This window comes from Pyrolobus fumarii 1A (assembly GCF_000223395.1).
GTDB classification, from domain to species: domain Archaea; phylum Thermoproteota; class Thermoprotei_A; order Sulfolobales; family Pyrodictiaceae; genus Pyrolobus; species Pyrolobus fumarii.
Genome location: NC_015931.1, coordinates 977,454 through 992,383 on the forward strand (window position 1 = coordinate 977,454; position 14,930 = coordinate 992,383).

Annotated in this window: 16 protein-coding genes; 12 read left to right on the plus strand and 4 right to left on the minus strand. The window is 56.8% G+C overall.

The features are described from left to right. The first annotated feature begins 18 nt into the window (after positions 1–18). Together PYRFU_RS05145 and PYRFU_RS05150 are read left to right on the plus strand one after the other, a co-directional pair. Positions 19–1,332 carry an anthranilate synthase component I family protein gene (locus tag PYRFU_RS05145; RefSeq protein ID WP_014026579.1) on the plus strand — a complete coding sequence of 438 codons (1,314 nt, stop codon included), beginning with the start codon at positions 19–21 and terminating at the stop codon, positions 1,330–1,332. 3 nt (positions 1,333–1,335) lie between these two features. Continuing rightward, a complete protein-coding gene (locus tag PYRFU_RS05150) occupies positions 1,336–1,923 on the plus strand; it encodes an anthranilate synthase component II (RefSeq protein ID WP_014026580.1) in 588 nt (195 codons plus the stop codon). 1 nt (position 1,924) lies between these two features. Here PYRFU_RS05150 and PYRFU_RS05155 read toward each other — a convergent pair whose 3' ends face one another. Both PYRFU_RS05155 and PYRFU_RS05160 read right to left on the minus strand, forming a co-directional pair. Continuing rightward, positions 1,925–2,398, minus strand: coding sequence for a metal-dependent hydrolase (locus PYRFU_RS05155; RefSeq protein ID WP_014026581.1), 474 nt, complete (start codon positions 2,396–2,398; stop codon positions 1,925–1,927). 62 nt (positions 2,399–2,460) lie between these two features. Then, on the minus strand, positions 2,461–3,693 hold the full coding sequence (locus tag PYRFU_RS05160) for a M20 family metallo-hydrolase (RefSeq protein WP_014026582.1): 1,233 nt from the start codon (positions 3,691–3,693) through the stop codon (positions 2,461–2,463). Between the two features lie 126 nt (positions 3,694–3,819). On the opposite strand from PYRFU_RS05160, the gene PYRFU_RS05165 reads away from it, so the two are divergent. Genes PYRFU_RS05165 through PYRFU_RS05210 form a run of 10 tightly spaced genes read left to right on the plus strand, consistent with a single transcriptional unit; the run spans position 3,820 to position 13,257 of the window. Then, positions 3,820–4,557, plus strand: a complete 738-nt coding sequence (locus tag PYRFU_RS05165) for a sulfite exporter TauE/SafE family protein (RefSeq protein ID WP_048191647.1) — start codon at positions 3,820–3,822, stop codon at positions 4,555–4,557. A 31-nt stretch (positions 4,558–4,588) separates the two neighbouring features. Beyond that, on the plus strand, positions 4,589–5,212 hold the full coding sequence (locus tag PYRFU_RS05170) for a FumA C-terminus/TtdB family hydratase beta subunit (protein WP_014026584.1): 624 nt from the start codon (positions 4,589–4,591) through the stop codon (positions 5,210–5,212). 38 nt (positions 5,213–5,250) lie between these two features. Further along, positions 5,251–6,411 (plus strand): PUA domain-containing protein, encoded by a 1,161-nt coding sequence (locus tag PYRFU_RS05175; RefSeq protein ID WP_014026585.1) that lies wholly within the window; start codon positions 5,251–5,253, stop codon positions 6,409–6,411. Positions 6,412–6,449: 38 nt separating this feature from the next. Continuing rightward, positions 6,450–6,953, plus strand: a complete 504-nt coding sequence (locus PYRFU_RS05180) for an NOB1 family endonuclease (RefSeq protein ID WP_014026586.1) — start codon at positions 6,450–6,452, stop codon at positions 6,951–6,953. Further along, complete coding sequence (locus PYRFU_RS05185) at positions 6,917–8,182, plus strand: hypothetical protein (protein WP_014026587.1); 1,266 nt, start codon at positions 6,917–6,919, stop codon at positions 8,180–8,182. The genes PYRFU_RS05180 and PYRFU_RS05185 overlap by 37 nt, the downstream gene beginning before the upstream one ends. A 1-nt stretch (position 8,183) precedes the next feature. Then, positions 8,184–9,458 carry a hypothetical protein gene (locus PYRFU_RS05190; protein ID WP_014026588.1) on the plus strand — a complete coding sequence of 425 codons (1,275 nt, stop codon included), beginning with the start codon at positions 8,184–8,186 and terminating at the stop codon, positions 9,456–9,458. Then, the gene (locus PYRFU_RS05195; RefSeq protein WP_014026589.1) at positions 9,424–10,368 is read left to right on the plus strand and encodes an AAA family ATPase; all 945 of its coding nucleotides are present in this window, start codon (positions 9,424–9,426) and stop codon (positions 10,366–10,368) included. Before PYRFU_RS05190 ends, PYRFU_RS05195 begins: the two co-directional genes overlap by 35 nt. 16 nt (positions 10,369–10,384) lie before the next feature. Next, on the plus strand, positions 10,385–11,737 hold the full coding sequence (locus tag PYRFU_RS05200; RefSeq protein WP_014026590.1) for a DUF58 domain-containing protein: 1,353 nt from the start codon (positions 10,385–10,387) through the stop codon (positions 11,735–11,737). A 38-nt stretch (positions 11,738–11,775) separates the two neighbouring features. Beyond that, positions 11,776–12,996 (plus strand): hypothetical protein, encoded by a 1,221-nt coding sequence (locus PYRFU_RS05205; protein ID WP_048191654.1) that lies wholly within the window; start codon positions 11,776–11,778, stop codon positions 12,994–12,996. A 6-nt stretch (positions 12,997–13,002) separates the two neighbouring features. Next, positions 13,003–13,257, plus strand: coding sequence for a hypothetical protein (locus PYRFU_RS05210; protein ID WP_014026592.1), 255 nt, complete (start codon positions 13,003–13,005; stop codon positions 13,255–13,257). Here the strand turns inward: PYRFU_RS05210 and PYRFU_RS05215 are convergent. Continuing rightward, positions 13,211–13,927, minus strand: coding sequence for a DUF72 domain-containing protein (locus PYRFU_RS05215; RefSeq protein ID WP_014026593.1), 717 nt, complete (start codon positions 13,925–13,927; stop codon positions 13,211–13,213). The two genes, PYRFU_RS05210 and PYRFU_RS05215, sit on opposite strands and share 47 nt — an antisense overlap. Positions 13,928–13,965: 38 nt before the next feature. Next, the gene (gene rpsB, locus PYRFU_RS05220) at positions 13,966–14,709 is read right to left on the minus strand and encodes a 30S ribosomal protein S2 (RefSeq protein ID WP_083818620.1); all 744 of its coding nucleotides are present in this window, start codon (positions 14,707–14,709) and stop codon (positions 13,966–13,968) included. Between the last annotated feature and the right edge of the window lie 221 nt (positions 14,710–14,930).

Consider the following 14,930-nt stretch of genomic DNA (forward strand, 5'->3'; position numbering starts at 1 on the left):
GAGGAGGAGTAGACGGTCATGGGGTTACAGCTTGGCGTTGGCGAGCCTCTAGAAGAGTGGAGCGGGTGTGGCAAGAGGCCTTTGGCCAGGATACCAGAGCCGCGGAGACTCGTAGCCTGGGCCGAGAAGAGGTATGACTACGTGGCCCTGTTGGAGAGTGGCGAGGGGTTCCCGGAACGCGCCAGGTACACCCTCGTTGCCATGGGTGCGAATAGGGTCTATGAGACTGATGACATTCTTGACGGGTTTAATGTCCTCTGGAAGGCGCTCCGGGGGAGAGGTTGTGATGCGCTACCTTGTCGCAGCATGCTCTTCGGAGTAGTCTCATACGAGGCTGTTGCCGGTGTTGAGCCGTGGCTGGCGCCCAAACTGAGACGTCATACTTGGCCCGTAGTGAGAGTATTTGAGCCAGAGGTGCTTGTGGTGTACGATCGTCTCACTGGGAGGGCGTACGTTTGCCCGGGTGACGCGGATCTAGGCGAGGCTGAGATAGGGGGGTTCGTGCAGGCAAGGGGGCCCGTCTATGAGACGCCGCGGGAGGAGTTCGAGGCGTGGGTTAGGGAGGCGAAGAGGCTGATAGAAGAGGGGGAGTTCTTCCAGATAGTCCTCTCGCGTGTAGAGCGGTACGAGTATAATGGTTCGCCTCTCGCGCTTTACGAGAGGCTGGCGGGGGGTAACCCGAGCCCCTACATGTTCTACCTGAGGATGGGCGACCATTGGATAGTTGGGACTAGTCCCGAGCTCCTAGTCAAGATGAGCCTGGGGCGTGCCGAGACACACCCGATAGCGGGTACGAGGCCTCGTGGCAAGACGCCGGAGGAGGATGTGGCGTTGGAGGAGGAGATGTTGCGCGATGAAAAGGAGAGAGCCGAGCATATGATGCTCGTGGATCTCGCGAGGAATGATCTGGGTAGGATAGCTGTGCCGGGTACGGTTAGAGTAACAGCGCTTATGGACGTCGAGAAGTACAGTCATGTCCAACATCTTGTGAGCAGGGTGGAGGCCCTCGTAAAGCCCAAGACGCTCTACTCGGATGTGCTTGCTGCGACGTTCCCCGCGGGTACGGTCTCCGGTGCGCCAAAGACGAGGGCGATGGAGTATATCGCTGTGCTTGAGGATGAGCCTCGCGGCCCGTACGCTGGCGCTGTTGGCGTGTATGCTGAGAGGGCGGGAGAGACGGCTATAGTCATACGCAGCGTGTGGAGCTACGAGGACGGTATTGTCGAGGCTAGGGCGGGTGCAGGGATAGTCTATGATAGTGTCCCCGAGCGCGAGTACATGGAGACTGTTCACAAGATAATGGCTGTGAGGAGGGCTCTGGGGGTGGCGTAAGCCGTGGCCGACACCCTCGTACTGATAATAGACAACTATGATAGCTTCGTCTATAACCTCGTGAATGTCCTAGCCGAGCTTGGCGCTAGAAGCATCGTGGTTAGAAACGACGAGATTAGCGTGAGGGGCGTGGAGAGGATCGACCCCGACCGCATCATAATCTCGCCCGGGCCAGGCTCGCCCCTAAAGCCGCGCGACGTTGGCGTGTCGATAGAGATTGTGAGGAGACTAGGCTGGAGGATACCGATACTCGGCGTCTGCCTGGGCCACCAGGTTGTCGGGGTGGCGTTTGGCGCGAGGATTAGGAGAGCCAAGAGGATAATGCACGGAAAGACTGACACTGTGCGGCACAATGGTGGTAAGTTGTACCGGGGTGTGCCCAGCGAGTTCACCGCAATGAGATACCACAGTCTGGTGATCGATGATGTGCCTAGCGTGTTGAAAGTCGAGGCTAGGAGCGTCGTCGACAACGAAATAATGGGCGTGAGGCACGTGGAGCATCCGATACACGGGGTGCAGTTCCACCCGGAGAGTATCGGAACTCCATACGGGCCACAGATACTCAAGAACTTCCTTGATGACCCATGGTGAGCTATAGGCTTGGCAACCCTCTCACGAGCAAGCTCGTGAGCAGCGCGAGTGCCCCCATTAGCATGGCTAGCTTGTTTGCGGTTGGGTGGTTGTAGGGGAGGCTTGCTAGCCTCCACCTCTTGGATGAGAGTGGCCAGTAGGGGTAGACTCCCCCCTCGGTCACAGCATCGAGTGCTAGGTGTGAGTAGCTGCCTACAAGTATCGCAATAATTGCTGCCAGAGCCTCAGGAGGCGGCGCTAGGAGGGCTGACGTCATAAACACTGTTGAAAACGCGAGGGGGCCCACAAAGCTATGGCTAAAGGCTGTGCGCCTAGGCCTCCCTCCCCGTACCTCGTGTCCAAGCAGATCAAGCGCTATGTTGACAAGCGCTGAGGACCACGCGGCATACCAGGCGCAGCTCGCTGGGCAACCCGCTAGCAGCGCTAGCGCGGCAGCTATGCTAGACGAGAAGGCGACATGCGTAGCTAGCTTCAAAACATGCCCCCGTGGGTATCGGGTAGTCAGCCGCCTCAATACTCTTGGCAAGGTTTAACGATCTAACCGCTCTGCCCGCCAAGTTTGAAGATAAGTCTGGCGAATACCCTTGCATCAGCCACAGCGTTATCGATCTTGGCGTATTCGTTCGGCTGGTGTGCGGTCGCGTCGCATGTCTGCCATACTACTGCGGGCATACCCCTCTTACGGAAGTATCTCGCTACGGTACCCCCGCCTATACCCACGGGCCTAGGCTCTATGCCGCGATCCTCCCGTATGCTCTCGGAGAGGTAACGGACAAGCGGATGAGACGGTGACGTTGGCTCTCCAGCAGCGTCCTTCATCACCACCTCTACGTCTATCTTTGCATTGCTGCGGAGCGCAAACCAATAGGCCATGCTCTTGACAGTCTCGATCACATCGTCTAGGTCGTAGCGTGGGAGCACTCTGCAATCCCAGTATACCACGTCGCGACCGGGAACTGTGTTAATGTTAGCCACGTTCGCCTCCTTCTTCGTAGGCTCGAAGGTCGACACCGGAGGCTCAAAGACCTCGTCGAAACCAGAGAACTTCTCGTGGAGTGTCTTGTCAAGCTCCAGGTTGAACATCATGCCCAGTCTATGTGCGTTTAGCCCCTCGTGAGGCATAGAGGCGTGAACCTGCCTACCCTCAATAACCACCTTGAACCATAGGATGTGTTTCTCGGCGACCTCTATGCGGGAACCATCGCTACTACAATAGTCCGGTACAAGAACCCAGTCGCCGCTACGGAAGACACCAGTCTTCTCGAGCAGGTACCTCACACCATACCTGCTACCCGCCTCCTCGTCAGACACGAAAGCCACCATGAGCGTTATGGGAGGCTCGGTCTGCTCCTCGCTCAACGCGCGTAAGAGTAGAAGCGACGAGACAACAGCCTGCAGGTTATCCTCAACACCCCTGCCGTAAACCCTGTCACCGACAACTGTTGCCTGATAGGGAGGGTACTTCCAGAGGCTAGCATCTCCTTCGGGTACAGTGTCGAGATGCGAGATTATCCATAGTCGTGGCCTCCCACTACCCAGCTTAACGACTAGATTGGGCCTTACGCCACCCTCGGCGCGGTCATCACGCGCATCATACCTTTCGACGTGTAGTCCTAGCCTCTCAAGCTCCTCTTGGAGCGCCTCGGCTCTACGCAGCTCCCCCTTGCCACCGAAATCAGGGGGTATAGCCTTCAGGGGAACAAGCTTCTTGTAGAGCTCCACTGCATAGCCACGAAGCGACTCAATACGCGAGAGGAGCTTGTCTAGCAAGCAGGCCGCACCCCTGGAACGCACGCTTGACCAGCAACAAGCCTCCTCATAACGTGTTCTCTGCTCCCGGCGAGACAACCGGGAATAAACGCTAGCAGGCCAGCTGCACGGCGGTCGGGCGACAATTTGGAGGCGCTAGTGGCCATACTAGTAGGCCTCCTCGCCGGCATAGTCGGGAGTATAGCCGGGCTAGGCGGCGGCGCGATAATGGTACCACTATTGATACTAGCTGGCGTTGAGCCCCACCACGCAGTATCGGCTAGCCTCTTCGCGGTACTCGGTACGAGCCTAGGAGGCATAATCCACCTGCACAAGGAGGGCCTCCTAGACACCAGGCTCGCCGTTACGCTAGCAACGGCTAGCGTTACGGGTGCAGTCATAGGTGCTTACGTAGCCGTCAACATACCCGGCCGTGTCATAGTAGCCATAGTTGTACTCGTGCTCGTTGCTTCGGGAATCATTGCGCTCAGGGGCCCTCGTAGCGCAGCAAGGCAAGGATCCCATGCAATCCCCTTGGCTTGGGCTGTGCTACTCGTCGGTGGTTTTGTCGGCGCGCTGGCTGGTAAGGGCGGCGGTAGCTTCAACATGCCGGTATTGATTGGGATAATGGGCCTCGACTCTAGACGTGCTGCAGCAACATCAAAGCTAATGGCGGGTTTCAACGCCGCTACGGCTACACTCGTGTATGCGATGCACGGCATGCTAGACCTTGCGCTAGCAGTGCCTCTAGTCATCGGTACATACACTGGTGCAACAATAGGCTCGAGGCTAATAACACGCATGAAAATAGAGCATCACAAGCTGATCGTGGCGGTGATATACTTTGTGCTAGCGGGCGCGGCAACGGTAAAACTCGTAGGGTAGGCGCGGCGCGACAAGCTACTGGTGCACACGCATGGGTAACGTTTACCACATACGTCTTCCAGCCTCCCGCGAGGATATCGAGAAGCTGCGTGTAGGGGACACCGTCTACCTCACCGGTATAATCGTGACAGCGCGTGACCAGGCTCATCGTAGGATACTCGAGCTCGTGAGGCGTGGAGAAAAGCTGCCCATCGATCTCAAGGGGCTTGCTATATACCATTGTGGTCCTGTGGTGAAACGCGAGGGTAGCGAGTGGAGGGTTATCGCTGCGGGACCCACAACAAGCTACCGCATGGGTATGCTGGTAGCCGAGGTTGTGAAGGCTACTGGCGCTGCATTCGTGATAGGGAAGGGTGGGTTGCCAAGCGAGGCGGCCAAGGCTCTAGCAGAGGCGGGTGGCGTGTATCTAGCATTCCCGGGTGGAGCGGGAGCCCTGGCAGCCACTAGGATCAAGAGCGTCGCTGGGGTATACTGGCTAGAGGAGCTTGGCGTTCCAGAGGCGCTCTGGGTGTTCGAGGTTGAGGAGTTCGGCCCGATGACAGTAGCGGTTGACGTTCATGGCGGCAACCTGTACGAGGATGTTAGAAGCAGAGTGTCCAGTAACGCCGCGCAGGCGAAGAGGAGGCTCATAGAATCCCTAGCTGTTCTACCTTAAACCACCCTTTCCACTCATGCACGACGGCCAGGAGCGCGATGAGCGCGCCATGCATCGAGTATGACGCGGGTGTCATACGCGAGCTTAAGAGGGTAGCGCGTAACGACAAGGCTCTCGAACTCCTCCTCTCGAGCCTTTGTGAGCCTCCACGTCGCTTATACGTGAGAGTAAACACGATGCGTGCTGATCCCGGGGAGGTGCTCGACGAGCTAAGGGAGCAGGGGCTACGAGCGTATCGCGATGAGCACCTCGAGGAGGCTATCTGGTTTCCTGTGGAGGGTCCATTCCGCGTTCCCCGTGTGGATAAGCGCGTGGTTGTCGACAAGAGGACTGCTGAGAGCGTCCTGCTAGGTGCTCACGTCTATGCACCCGGCGTCATAGATATGGAGGGCGTCTCTAAGGGTGATGAGGTGAACATTGTAGCAGAGAACGGGGTGGTTGTTGCGTATGGCGTGGCGGAGATGAGCTGGGATGAAGTGCGGGAGAAGCGTCGCGGCCTAGCGGTTAGGGTTGTCGTCTCGAGGTTCCGCGCGCCTAGCACCAGGGAGCTGAGCGTCTGGAAAAGAGGGCTGATATATGAGCAGAGCTTACCCGCTATGTGGGCCTCGAGGCTTCTCGAGCCTCAACCCGGCGAGATAGTGGTTGACATGTGCGCAGCGCCCGGGGGCAAGACGGGGCACCTTGTAGAGTTGACACGCGGTAAGGCGCGGATAGTAGCGATCGACCACTCTAGGTCGAAGATAAGGAGGATGGTTGAGGAGCTTGGGCGACTAGGGCATCTAGACCTGGTTCACATAGAGCAAGCTGATTCGAGGTACCTGGACCTAGACTACCCGATGCTTAGGGCGGATAGGGTGCTTCTCGACCCGCCGTGTACGGCGCTCGGCGTGATACCAAAGGTGTATGATAGGAAGACGTGGCGTGATGTTAGGAACGCGGCGGAGTATCAGTGGCAGTTTGTGAAGGTTGCAGCCAAGATATTGAAGCCGGGAGGCCGTCTAGTCTACTCGACGTGCACGCTCACAGTTGAGGAGAACGAGGCCATCGTGAGGAGGATGGAGAAGCTGGGGCTGCGTCTGGTCGAGCTGCGGGCGCCACGCTCCAGCATGGGTGTTGATGGTCTGCCGGTCTCGAGGTTCCTCCCCAGCGTTCAAAAGATGCCAGGCTATTTCATAGCCGTGCTTGAGAAGAGGGGGTAGACGCTCGTCCATCGTGACTGGCGGGGAGGCTAGCGAGCGTGACGGGAAAAGTGATGGTGTTGGATACCACGGCGTTTCTGGCAGGCTTGCCACTCATGCTCTATGGCGTGAGGCTGGTTGCACCACCGAGTGTGATTGAGGAGGTGCGTGACGATGAGAGCCGCTCCCGGCTAGAGACAGCGATGCTGCTAGAGAGGGTCGAGGTGGTGAAGCCGAGGGAGAAGTACAAGTGGCGTGTGAAAAGGGCTGCTGTGAAAGTTGGTGTGCATGGGAGTCTATCCGAGACTGATGTTGAGGTTGCGGCGCTCGCGCTGCAGTTGAAGGAGGAGGGGCTAGAGGTGGAGGTGGTAACGGATGACTACGCGTTACAGAACCTCCTTGCAAGCCTTGGCGTTTCGTACCGCTCGTTAAGGACTAGAGGTATAAGCAGGTTGGTAAGGTACATCCTCGTGTGCCCGGCGTGTGGCTACACGTCGAGAAGGTACGGCGAGAGGAGGTGCCCAGTTTGCGGTGCACCACTTGTAAAACGGCCGCGCTCATGAGCCTCATGCTACTCCTTGCCCTAGGCTCGGCAGCCTACGCGGCCAGTCTGGAGCAGCTTGCATACTTTGCAACTAGTATCTCGCTTGCACTCGTGGCCGGCGACTATCAGACAGCAGCAGTTGCTTCAACAAAACTATGCCTTGCTATAGCCGAGATGCCGCCAGGAGTACTACGCAACGACACTGGACTTGCGCAGAAACTTGCTATACTCGCGGCTGTTGTGGGTGGGGATACGGGGATAGACCCTAACCGAGCAAACCTAGTGTACTTGCATCTCGTGGGTGAGGCTCGTCTAGACCCCCAGGTCTGTACGGAAGGCGTGCCTCAAGCCTACTATTACAACGAGACACTCGGCAACCTCATCCCCCCAGAGGCGAACGTAACGACGTCCGAGAGAGCGGCAAAGCCTCAGGGCACAGAAACGCCACCAGCCGGGTCAATGCCAAGCTACGCTGGTGTAGCTCCTGGCGGCGAAGGCTCGGTTACAGAGAGTGACATAGAGGCTCTGACGAAGCTAGTCAAGAGTCTCAAGGGAGAGAACATAACCATGTACGAACCTAGCGGCTATACGCTGGCGAGGCTCGTCGCCGAGGATATCCTATCCTCCCAGGGAATCCTCCCTACAAAGACGCAGGTGAACTTAGAGGAGGTGCTCACAGACTTATTCAGCGGTGGAGCGACGGGCGAGCAAGATGTGCTAAAGACGCTGGAGCTGCCAGAGAGCATCGACGTAGGGAGGATATCGCTACTCTCGCTGCCAGCGGCTGGCGCCCCGCCTCTACCAAGCGTCAGGCTTCCAAGCATCACGCTACCCGAAGCCGGGTTCGACCCTGTACTTATTCTATTGCCGCTGGCGGTGGTGGCAGCAGCGGCGGTAGCATGGTATGGCAGGAGGGTAGTCTCCGCGTTTCGCTTCTCCAGAATAACACGGCTAGTATCGCGTGAAGCTGCAAAGGGTGAGGCAGCGGGTACGGTTGAGGAGATGTTCGCTAAGTTGCTTGAAGTGATAGGGACAAAGTGTAGGCCTCGCCAAGCCTGGGAGACACACAGAGAATATGCATCTGTTCTCCGCGAGTCAGCGAAGAACATCTACATGAAGGCGGCTCTAGCATATGAGGAGGCTAAGTTCGCTGGTCGGGGGACGGAAGACGCGTCTAGGGTTATAGCTGAGGCTGTGTCGCTCCTCGCGTCCAGGCTAGAGTGTAGCGAGGGAAGGGAGGAGGAGTAGCGTGGACTACGTGAGGTACGGTAAGTGGGTCTCAATCGCTGTGCTCATACTGGCGCTTGTGACGCTCCCATACCTTTCTCTAACGATACCACTGCGCCTACAAGCAACAGTCTATGATGATGGCCCCGAGGGTTTTACAGAGTTTGTTTCCGAGCTACGTGCGAGAGGAGTACAAGTGTATCTACAGCTGCCGGACCCGAGCACCGTGAAAGATGCTGTACTACTCCTTCTTGATCCGCAGTTCTGCCTCTACTACGAGGATCTAGAGCAATGGGTGGAACGTGCAAAACCCAGACTAATAGTGGTCATCGGTGAATCTCTGTGCGCCAGGTGGATAACTGCACGGTTGGACAGCGCGTTTGCCCGCCTGGAGTACAGCCTAGTTGATAGTGGTGTGCTTAGGCTCGGTGATGTCAGCATACCCACTATCAGCATTCTGGCGATGAGCGGCGAGGGCGTCAAGCCTATAGGGTATGTCGGCGGGAGGGCGGCGGCGGTTACACACGGCTCGATCATATTTATCGGCGACTCGGACTTCCTCCGTAATGACGCGCTCCAGGCAAATCCAGACACTCTAGACACTATTGTGGAGCTGATGGGTTGTGATGCTGGCTGTACGGTAGTGATGCCATCGGTCTTCGAGACTGGAGCTATAGGTTTCGCGTTATCCGCCTACCAGCTTGCGAGGATACTCGTAGAGATGCTTGCGAATCTCGAAGAGATGTTTCTCCGGCTATCTCGCGGCCTAGCAGTCTTGGCGTACGTGCTTGTAGCGGGGTATGTTGCTTACAAGTTGTTCCTCGGAGGTTTTACGCGGGGCAAAGAGGAGATTTACCACGTTGCACCACGCCCGTCTATCTACGGCTACACGAGGCTATACCAGCGGATAGTAGAGGGCGGGAAACTGTCCACCCTAGAGGCGAAGACTGTCATAATGAGGCTCTACGAGATTACTGATAGGGTGCTTAGGGTTAGACTCGGAGCCGGTATCGACGAGATTGTTGGCAACGAGGAGCTGGTAGCGAGATTGTCAAGTGCAACGGGCATCGATCGTGAAGAGCTTAGTGTGTTGCTTCGGAGGCTATACAAGCTCTACAGGAAGGCTGCTGGATTATCGCGGAGACCGTTGATTGTGAGATGGCGTAGAGAGTCTGAGCGTATGGTCACGAGCCTAGGTCGAGTGCTTAAAGGTCTAGGTGTTGAGCTTGAGAAGCTACGTGGGTTGGAGGTGGTAGTAGAGTATGGCGAGTCTAGAGCCAGTGAGAAGTCTAGCTGAGAGAGTCTTGGGGCAAGTGCGTAAGGTGGTATACGGGCTTGACGAGCAACTGAAGATACTCCTCGCGTCTCTTCTTGCCGAGGGTCACGTCCTCCTGGAGGGCGTGCCGGGTGTAGCGAAGACGACACTAGCCAAGGCCTTCGCATCGAGCATGTCTCTCAGCTTCAAGAGGATCCAGTTTACGCCGGATTTACTCCCCAGCGACGTGATAGGCACGATGGTATACGACCAGAAGAGCGGCGAGTTTAGGCTAAAGAAGGGCCCGATATTCGCCAATATAGTGCTGGCTGACGAGATTAACAGGGCGTCGCCGAGGACTCAGTCGGCTCTCCTCGAGGCGATGCAGGAGAGGCAGGTGACCATCGAGGGTAACACGTTGAGGCTGCCGGAGCCCTTCATGGTCGTGGCGACGCAGAACCCGATCGAGTTTGAGGGTACGTTCCCACTGCCAGAGGCGCAGCTGGACAGGTTCCTAGTCAAGATTGTCGTGCCGAGGCCATCCAGGGAGGTGTTGAAGCAGGTTCTTCGCAACTATGGTGTGATTAGAGAGTGGCCTATCGAGCCGGTGGCCACAGCGGAGGATGTACTCGAGGCGAGGAGAGCCGTGTGGAGCGTCAGGGTGAGCGACTCGGTGCTAGACTACATAGTGGAGATTGTTGAGGCTACGCATCGCCACCCGCACGTGAGGTTGGGCGGCTCCCCGAGGGCAGCGATAGCCATGCAGCAGCTCTCCAGGGCGCTCGCGGCGATGGAGGGTAGAGACTACGTGATACCCGATGATGTGAAGCTCGCGGCGAGATACGTGCTGCCGCACCGCATAATCTTGAAGCCCGAGGCTGAGGTTGAGGGGGTCACACCCGAGGCTGTGGTCGAGGAGGTGTTGAAATCTGTCCCAACACCAGTCCCGTGACGCCACGCCATTACGGTTGACGGGGAGAGGTGCAGCGTTAACACTACTACTCGCGTTGATAGCAGCCGCAGGTGTCGTTGGAGCGCCCAGTGGATTATCGGTTGCATATGCGGCTGGTATTGCTCTCCTGTCGTTGCTGGCGTACTGGCGTATAGTAGGCGTGGCTAAGGCTGCGGCGCTGAGCCGATTACGTGTTGAGAGGGTGATTGAGGGTCACAAGGTTGAGGGGAGGAAGCTTCGCGTCAAGGTTGAGATTCGCAATCCAACGCCGGTGCCATTCGAGCATATAGAGGTGTATGACGAGCCTCCGTGGCTTTGGAGGATAGACGGTCAGCCCAGGGTTGCGGTAACCTTACCAGCTAGAAGTAGAATGATTATCGAGTATGACGCGGAGCCGGTCTATGGTGAGCACGTATTCGGGCCAATTAGGCTCGTTGCTTACGACCCGTTGGGCCTGTTTCGCGTCGAGACGCGCGTGGGTGGAGAGACGAGTGTGAGGATTGCGCCACGTACGCTTGGCGCCGTTAGGGGTGTGTACCTGGTACCGTCGCTTCCTAGGCCGGGTGGTGTTGCACCCGGGCGGCGTAAGGGCGCCGGCACGACGATATACGATGTTAGGGAGTATGTGCCGGGTGACGACACCCGCCTCATAGACTGGAAGGGCTTCGCGCGTACTGGCAGGCTGCTCGTGAAGGAGTTCGAGCAGGAGGTGCAAGTGTACACTCTCCTTGTGCTTGATGTGACTGGCACGATGCTTCTAGGAGCGCTTGGTGAAACCAAACTGGAGAACACGGCGAGGGTCGTGAGGACGATAATAGAGTATGTGGCGTCGCGTGGGGACGTGTATCGGGTCGTAGTGATAGACAGGGATGGTAAGCTCTACTACACTCCATGGCTACGCGGGAGAGCAACAATACATCAGGCTGTAGAGCTTCTCTCGAGTGTTAAATGGGGTAAGGCTAGCGAAGAACCGCCGGGTGAAGAGGAGCTTGAGGCCAGGCTGGCGTCCCTGAGGGAGCTGGCGAGGCTAGCTGGTAGAGAGAAAACGCTCATCTTCGTGTTCACGGATGCCTATGAATCGCCACAAGTAGCTAAACGATATGCTGAGGTGCTCTCAAAGCTGCGTCTCTTGCATCACGATGTGCAAGCGTTGATACCTTTGACGGCATATTTCGAGGTGCAGTTATTGTCGCGTGACCAGCTTGAAGCGAGTCTCTACGCTCTACTAGCCTATGAGAAGCTGCGAGAGTATACGGAGATACAGAGGGTGTTTAGGAGGAGTGGTATTCCGGTTGTGGCTACGGGTCCCGTGCGGCTGGTCGAGACGGTTCTCGAGAAGCTCGAGGCTTATCGGAGGATGCTCTTCTAGCCTAGGCCTCTCCTCTGGAGGCCCGGGTAGGGGAATAGTTGCAGAAGGAGGTCATGCGTAAGGCGCTGCTTATCGCAGCTGTTGTACTCCGGGTTGCGGCTGCCGCTTCTTCGGCGCTCGCGGCTTACGATCTAGCACCACACGTCATAACATCCTTGCCCGTATTGCCTATGCCAGGTGCAAAGGTAGTATCCCTGGCTGTAGCGGCGGCAGTGGCTCTACTCGCTCTCGTTGGGCACTATGGTGCTGCGATAGTGGCTCTTGGCATAATGGCGGCTGTGTATACAGCCCTGGGTATGAAGATTCCTATCACGTTGCTTGCGGCTATAGTGTCCCTGCTACTTGCGCCTATGCTAGTGAGAAGAGCGGATGTAATGGAGGGTAGCGTGGTCGAGACGCGTCTATACTGCTCGTGGGGGTGTAGGCTAGCAACGCCAGCGTTCTACATAGTGCTTCTCGTGGGGGCGTACCTGGTCTATGGTGCGGCTTTTGCCCTCGGCTATGCGGTTGGCTCTGTGCTTGAAAGCCTAGAGGTGATGCCGCAGCAGGTGGCGGCCATTGCTTACCTGGCTACGAGGTTGCTAGCTATGCGCATAATCATACTCCTCGTCATACTATGGGTGTTGTATAAGGCGATTGTTGGTCTCGCAGAGCCGCTAGTCTATACTATACTCGCGCACCCCAGGGATGTAGCCAGGCTGGTCAACAGCATACTCGAGGGTGAGAGAAGAGCACTCGTAGAAGGCAAAACGTGGCACCACAAGCTCTACCTGAGTGCCGCCTCGCACGTGGCGGGCGTGATAACGCTCATCATAGCTTACTCGCTGATGCGAGTGGCGAGTACAATCTACAATGTGCTCCTAGGGGGACAGCCGTTACCCTCGGCTATCCTCGCCGCCGAGAAGTTTACCACAATGACAGCCCCATTGTGGGGATTGGCGACCTACTACGCCGCCTACCGCTTCACCAGGAGGAGGATACAGTCAACGCTCGCAGGCGGCGTGTCACCACCACGTGCAACGCTTCCATTGCTGACCGTGCTTGCCGCCGCAGCACTGCTACTATACTCTGGACTCAGCGATGTGCTACTCTCCGTGCTTTTGTGCCCAGTCCAACCGACGGCGTGCACCGGAGTACACGAGGCGGGCTTAGCCGCGAGGATAAGCATGGTGGTTAGCGCAGCGGCAGAGAGCATAGCGGCGAGCATAAGGCGGGGTGTAGAGCTTATAGACTCTATTGTTGCGATGCTCTTCGGGTAGGTCACAGTGGCAAAGTTTGGCGATGTAAGGTACTGGGTGAAGACGGGTGCAGCTCTAGCCTTTGTCGCGGTCACCCTATGGCTATCCTACTACTTCTTCGTAGTTGGGGTAGGCCTAGTTTCTCGCATGAGCGTGGTAGCAGGCGTGCTGTCAGCGGCGATAGGCTTCGCGCTTCTCTCAGCCTCTGTGACCGTAATGAGGGACTGGGTGCTAGCTATACGCGGCAGAGAAGGTCGCGAAGAAGCCGGAGCATCATCCTAGCATTATCGAGCATCCAGTGGTCGTTGTTGAAGAACACGTAGGTTCTGCGGGGGGCTAGAGCAGCAATCCTAGATGCTATATCCATAAGCTCGTCGCTGCTATAGTCATAGGCGTACCAGACGCCCCTTCCATGCATACGAAGGTATAGCGTGCCGCGTGGAGCAACTATCCAGGTGCCTATTGGGGCGTCGATGGAGACAAGTGTGAACCCGAGCTTTTCCGCCCATTCTACGGTACTCTTGTCGAACCACGATTCGTGCCGGAACTCGACTGCAATCCTCTCCCCAAGACCAGTGGTCTTTACAGCCTCTGCCACTCTCCTCATGTTCTCTGGTGTCTTCCTGAACCCAGGCGGGAGCTGCACAAGGTAGAAGTCAATGAGTGTATCCATGGGTTTGAACACCTCGAGGAACTTTAATAGAAGCTGGAGCCCACGCTCGTTAAGCCTATGCACATGCGTAACGCCACGATAGACCTTCACGGCCCAGCGTAATGCGGCCCCCTTCCTAGCCCAGGACTCGACCATTCTCCGCGAAGGTATCCTATAGAAGCTAGCGTTAAGCTCGACAGCATTCAACCCGCTATACGACGCGTACCACTCTAGCCCATCGGGGTTCCAATCATAGACCCAGCCACTAGTCCCCACGTAAACTGTACAGGAGGTGCCCAACAGCCGTTTTCCCGCTGTGTAAAAACGCGGGGGAGGCGTTAGAACCTAGGCCTAATCTTCGTCTCGAACTCCTCCCAAGGCTCCGGGAGATCCTGGTCGGGGCCTAGGTCGCCCCTCGCGCGCAGCACCTCTCTCGCGAGTATCCAGTAGACGAGTGCGAGGCTCCTCCTACCCTTGTTGTTCACCGGGATGACAAGGTCGATATTCTCGATACGATTGTCAGTGTGCGCTAGGGCAACCACCGGGATACCCATGCGCGCAGCCTCCTCGATAGCCTGGCTGTCAGCTCTTGGGTCGGTAACCAGTATGACATCAGGCTCTAGGTACCACTCTAGCATCGGGTTCGTAAAGGTACCTGGAAGTATACGGCCGGTTAGAGCCTTGCAGCCAACATACTGGCAGAACTTGGTGACAGGCTTCTGGCCATACTGCCTGACAGACACGGCCACTATCTTCTCCGGCGGGAAGCGTGCTAGGAACTTAGCCGCAGTGCGCAGCCTCTCGTCAATCCTCCTAATATCGAAGATATAGATGCCATCGGGCCTAACACGATACACGAACTTCCTCATGTACGCGGTGCAGATGTGAGTACCGACGTGAACACCAGCCTGGATATACAACTCTAGAGGCACTAGAAGCTCAATCACACGCTCCTCAGCAGCCTGAGGAGCCTCCGCACGCTCCGGTGGCTGGGCCGCCGCAGCCTGCTCGGGCTGCACAGACTCTGCCTGTACGACCTCTGGCTGCTCAATTTGCTCCTCTCTACGCTCCTCCACCACCATAAACACACCCAAACCCGACCACATCCGGAAACCAGACTTAAAGCGTCATCTCGCTATATTGATACCTTAACGAGTACAACGCGATGCAAACATGTAATAATGAGCTTAAGAAATGAAAGTGAAACCACCAATTGAGACGTGCTTTAGCTGCTGCTACAACTAGTCCTTTCGCTTTAATTCAGTTCCTATAAACTTTCTAAGCATATACTTAGTTTTTCAAT

Bases quoted from the DNA above. Each gene is read 5' to 3' on its own strand.
- PYRFU_RS05145 (WP_014026579.1), top strand. From the start codon at position 19: ATGGGGTTACAGCTTGGCGTTGGCGAGCCTCTAGAAGAGTGGAGCGGG.
- PYRFU_RS05170 (WP_014026584.1), top strand. From the start codon at position 4,589: ATGGGTAACGTTTACCACATACGTCTTCCAGCCTCCCGCGAGGATATC.
- PYRFU_RS05175 (WP_014026585.1), top strand. From the start codon at position 5,251: ATGAGCGCGCCATGCATCGAGTATGACGCGGGTGTCATACGCGAGCTT.
- PYRFU_RS05195 (WP_014026589.1), top strand. From the start codon at position 9,424: ATGGCGAGTCTAGAGCCAGTGAGAAGTCTAGCTGAGAGAGTCTTGGGG.
- rpsB (WP_083818620.1), bottom strand. From the start codon at position 14,709: ATGGTGGTGGAGGAGCGTAGAGAGGAGCAAATTGAGCAGCCAGAGGTC.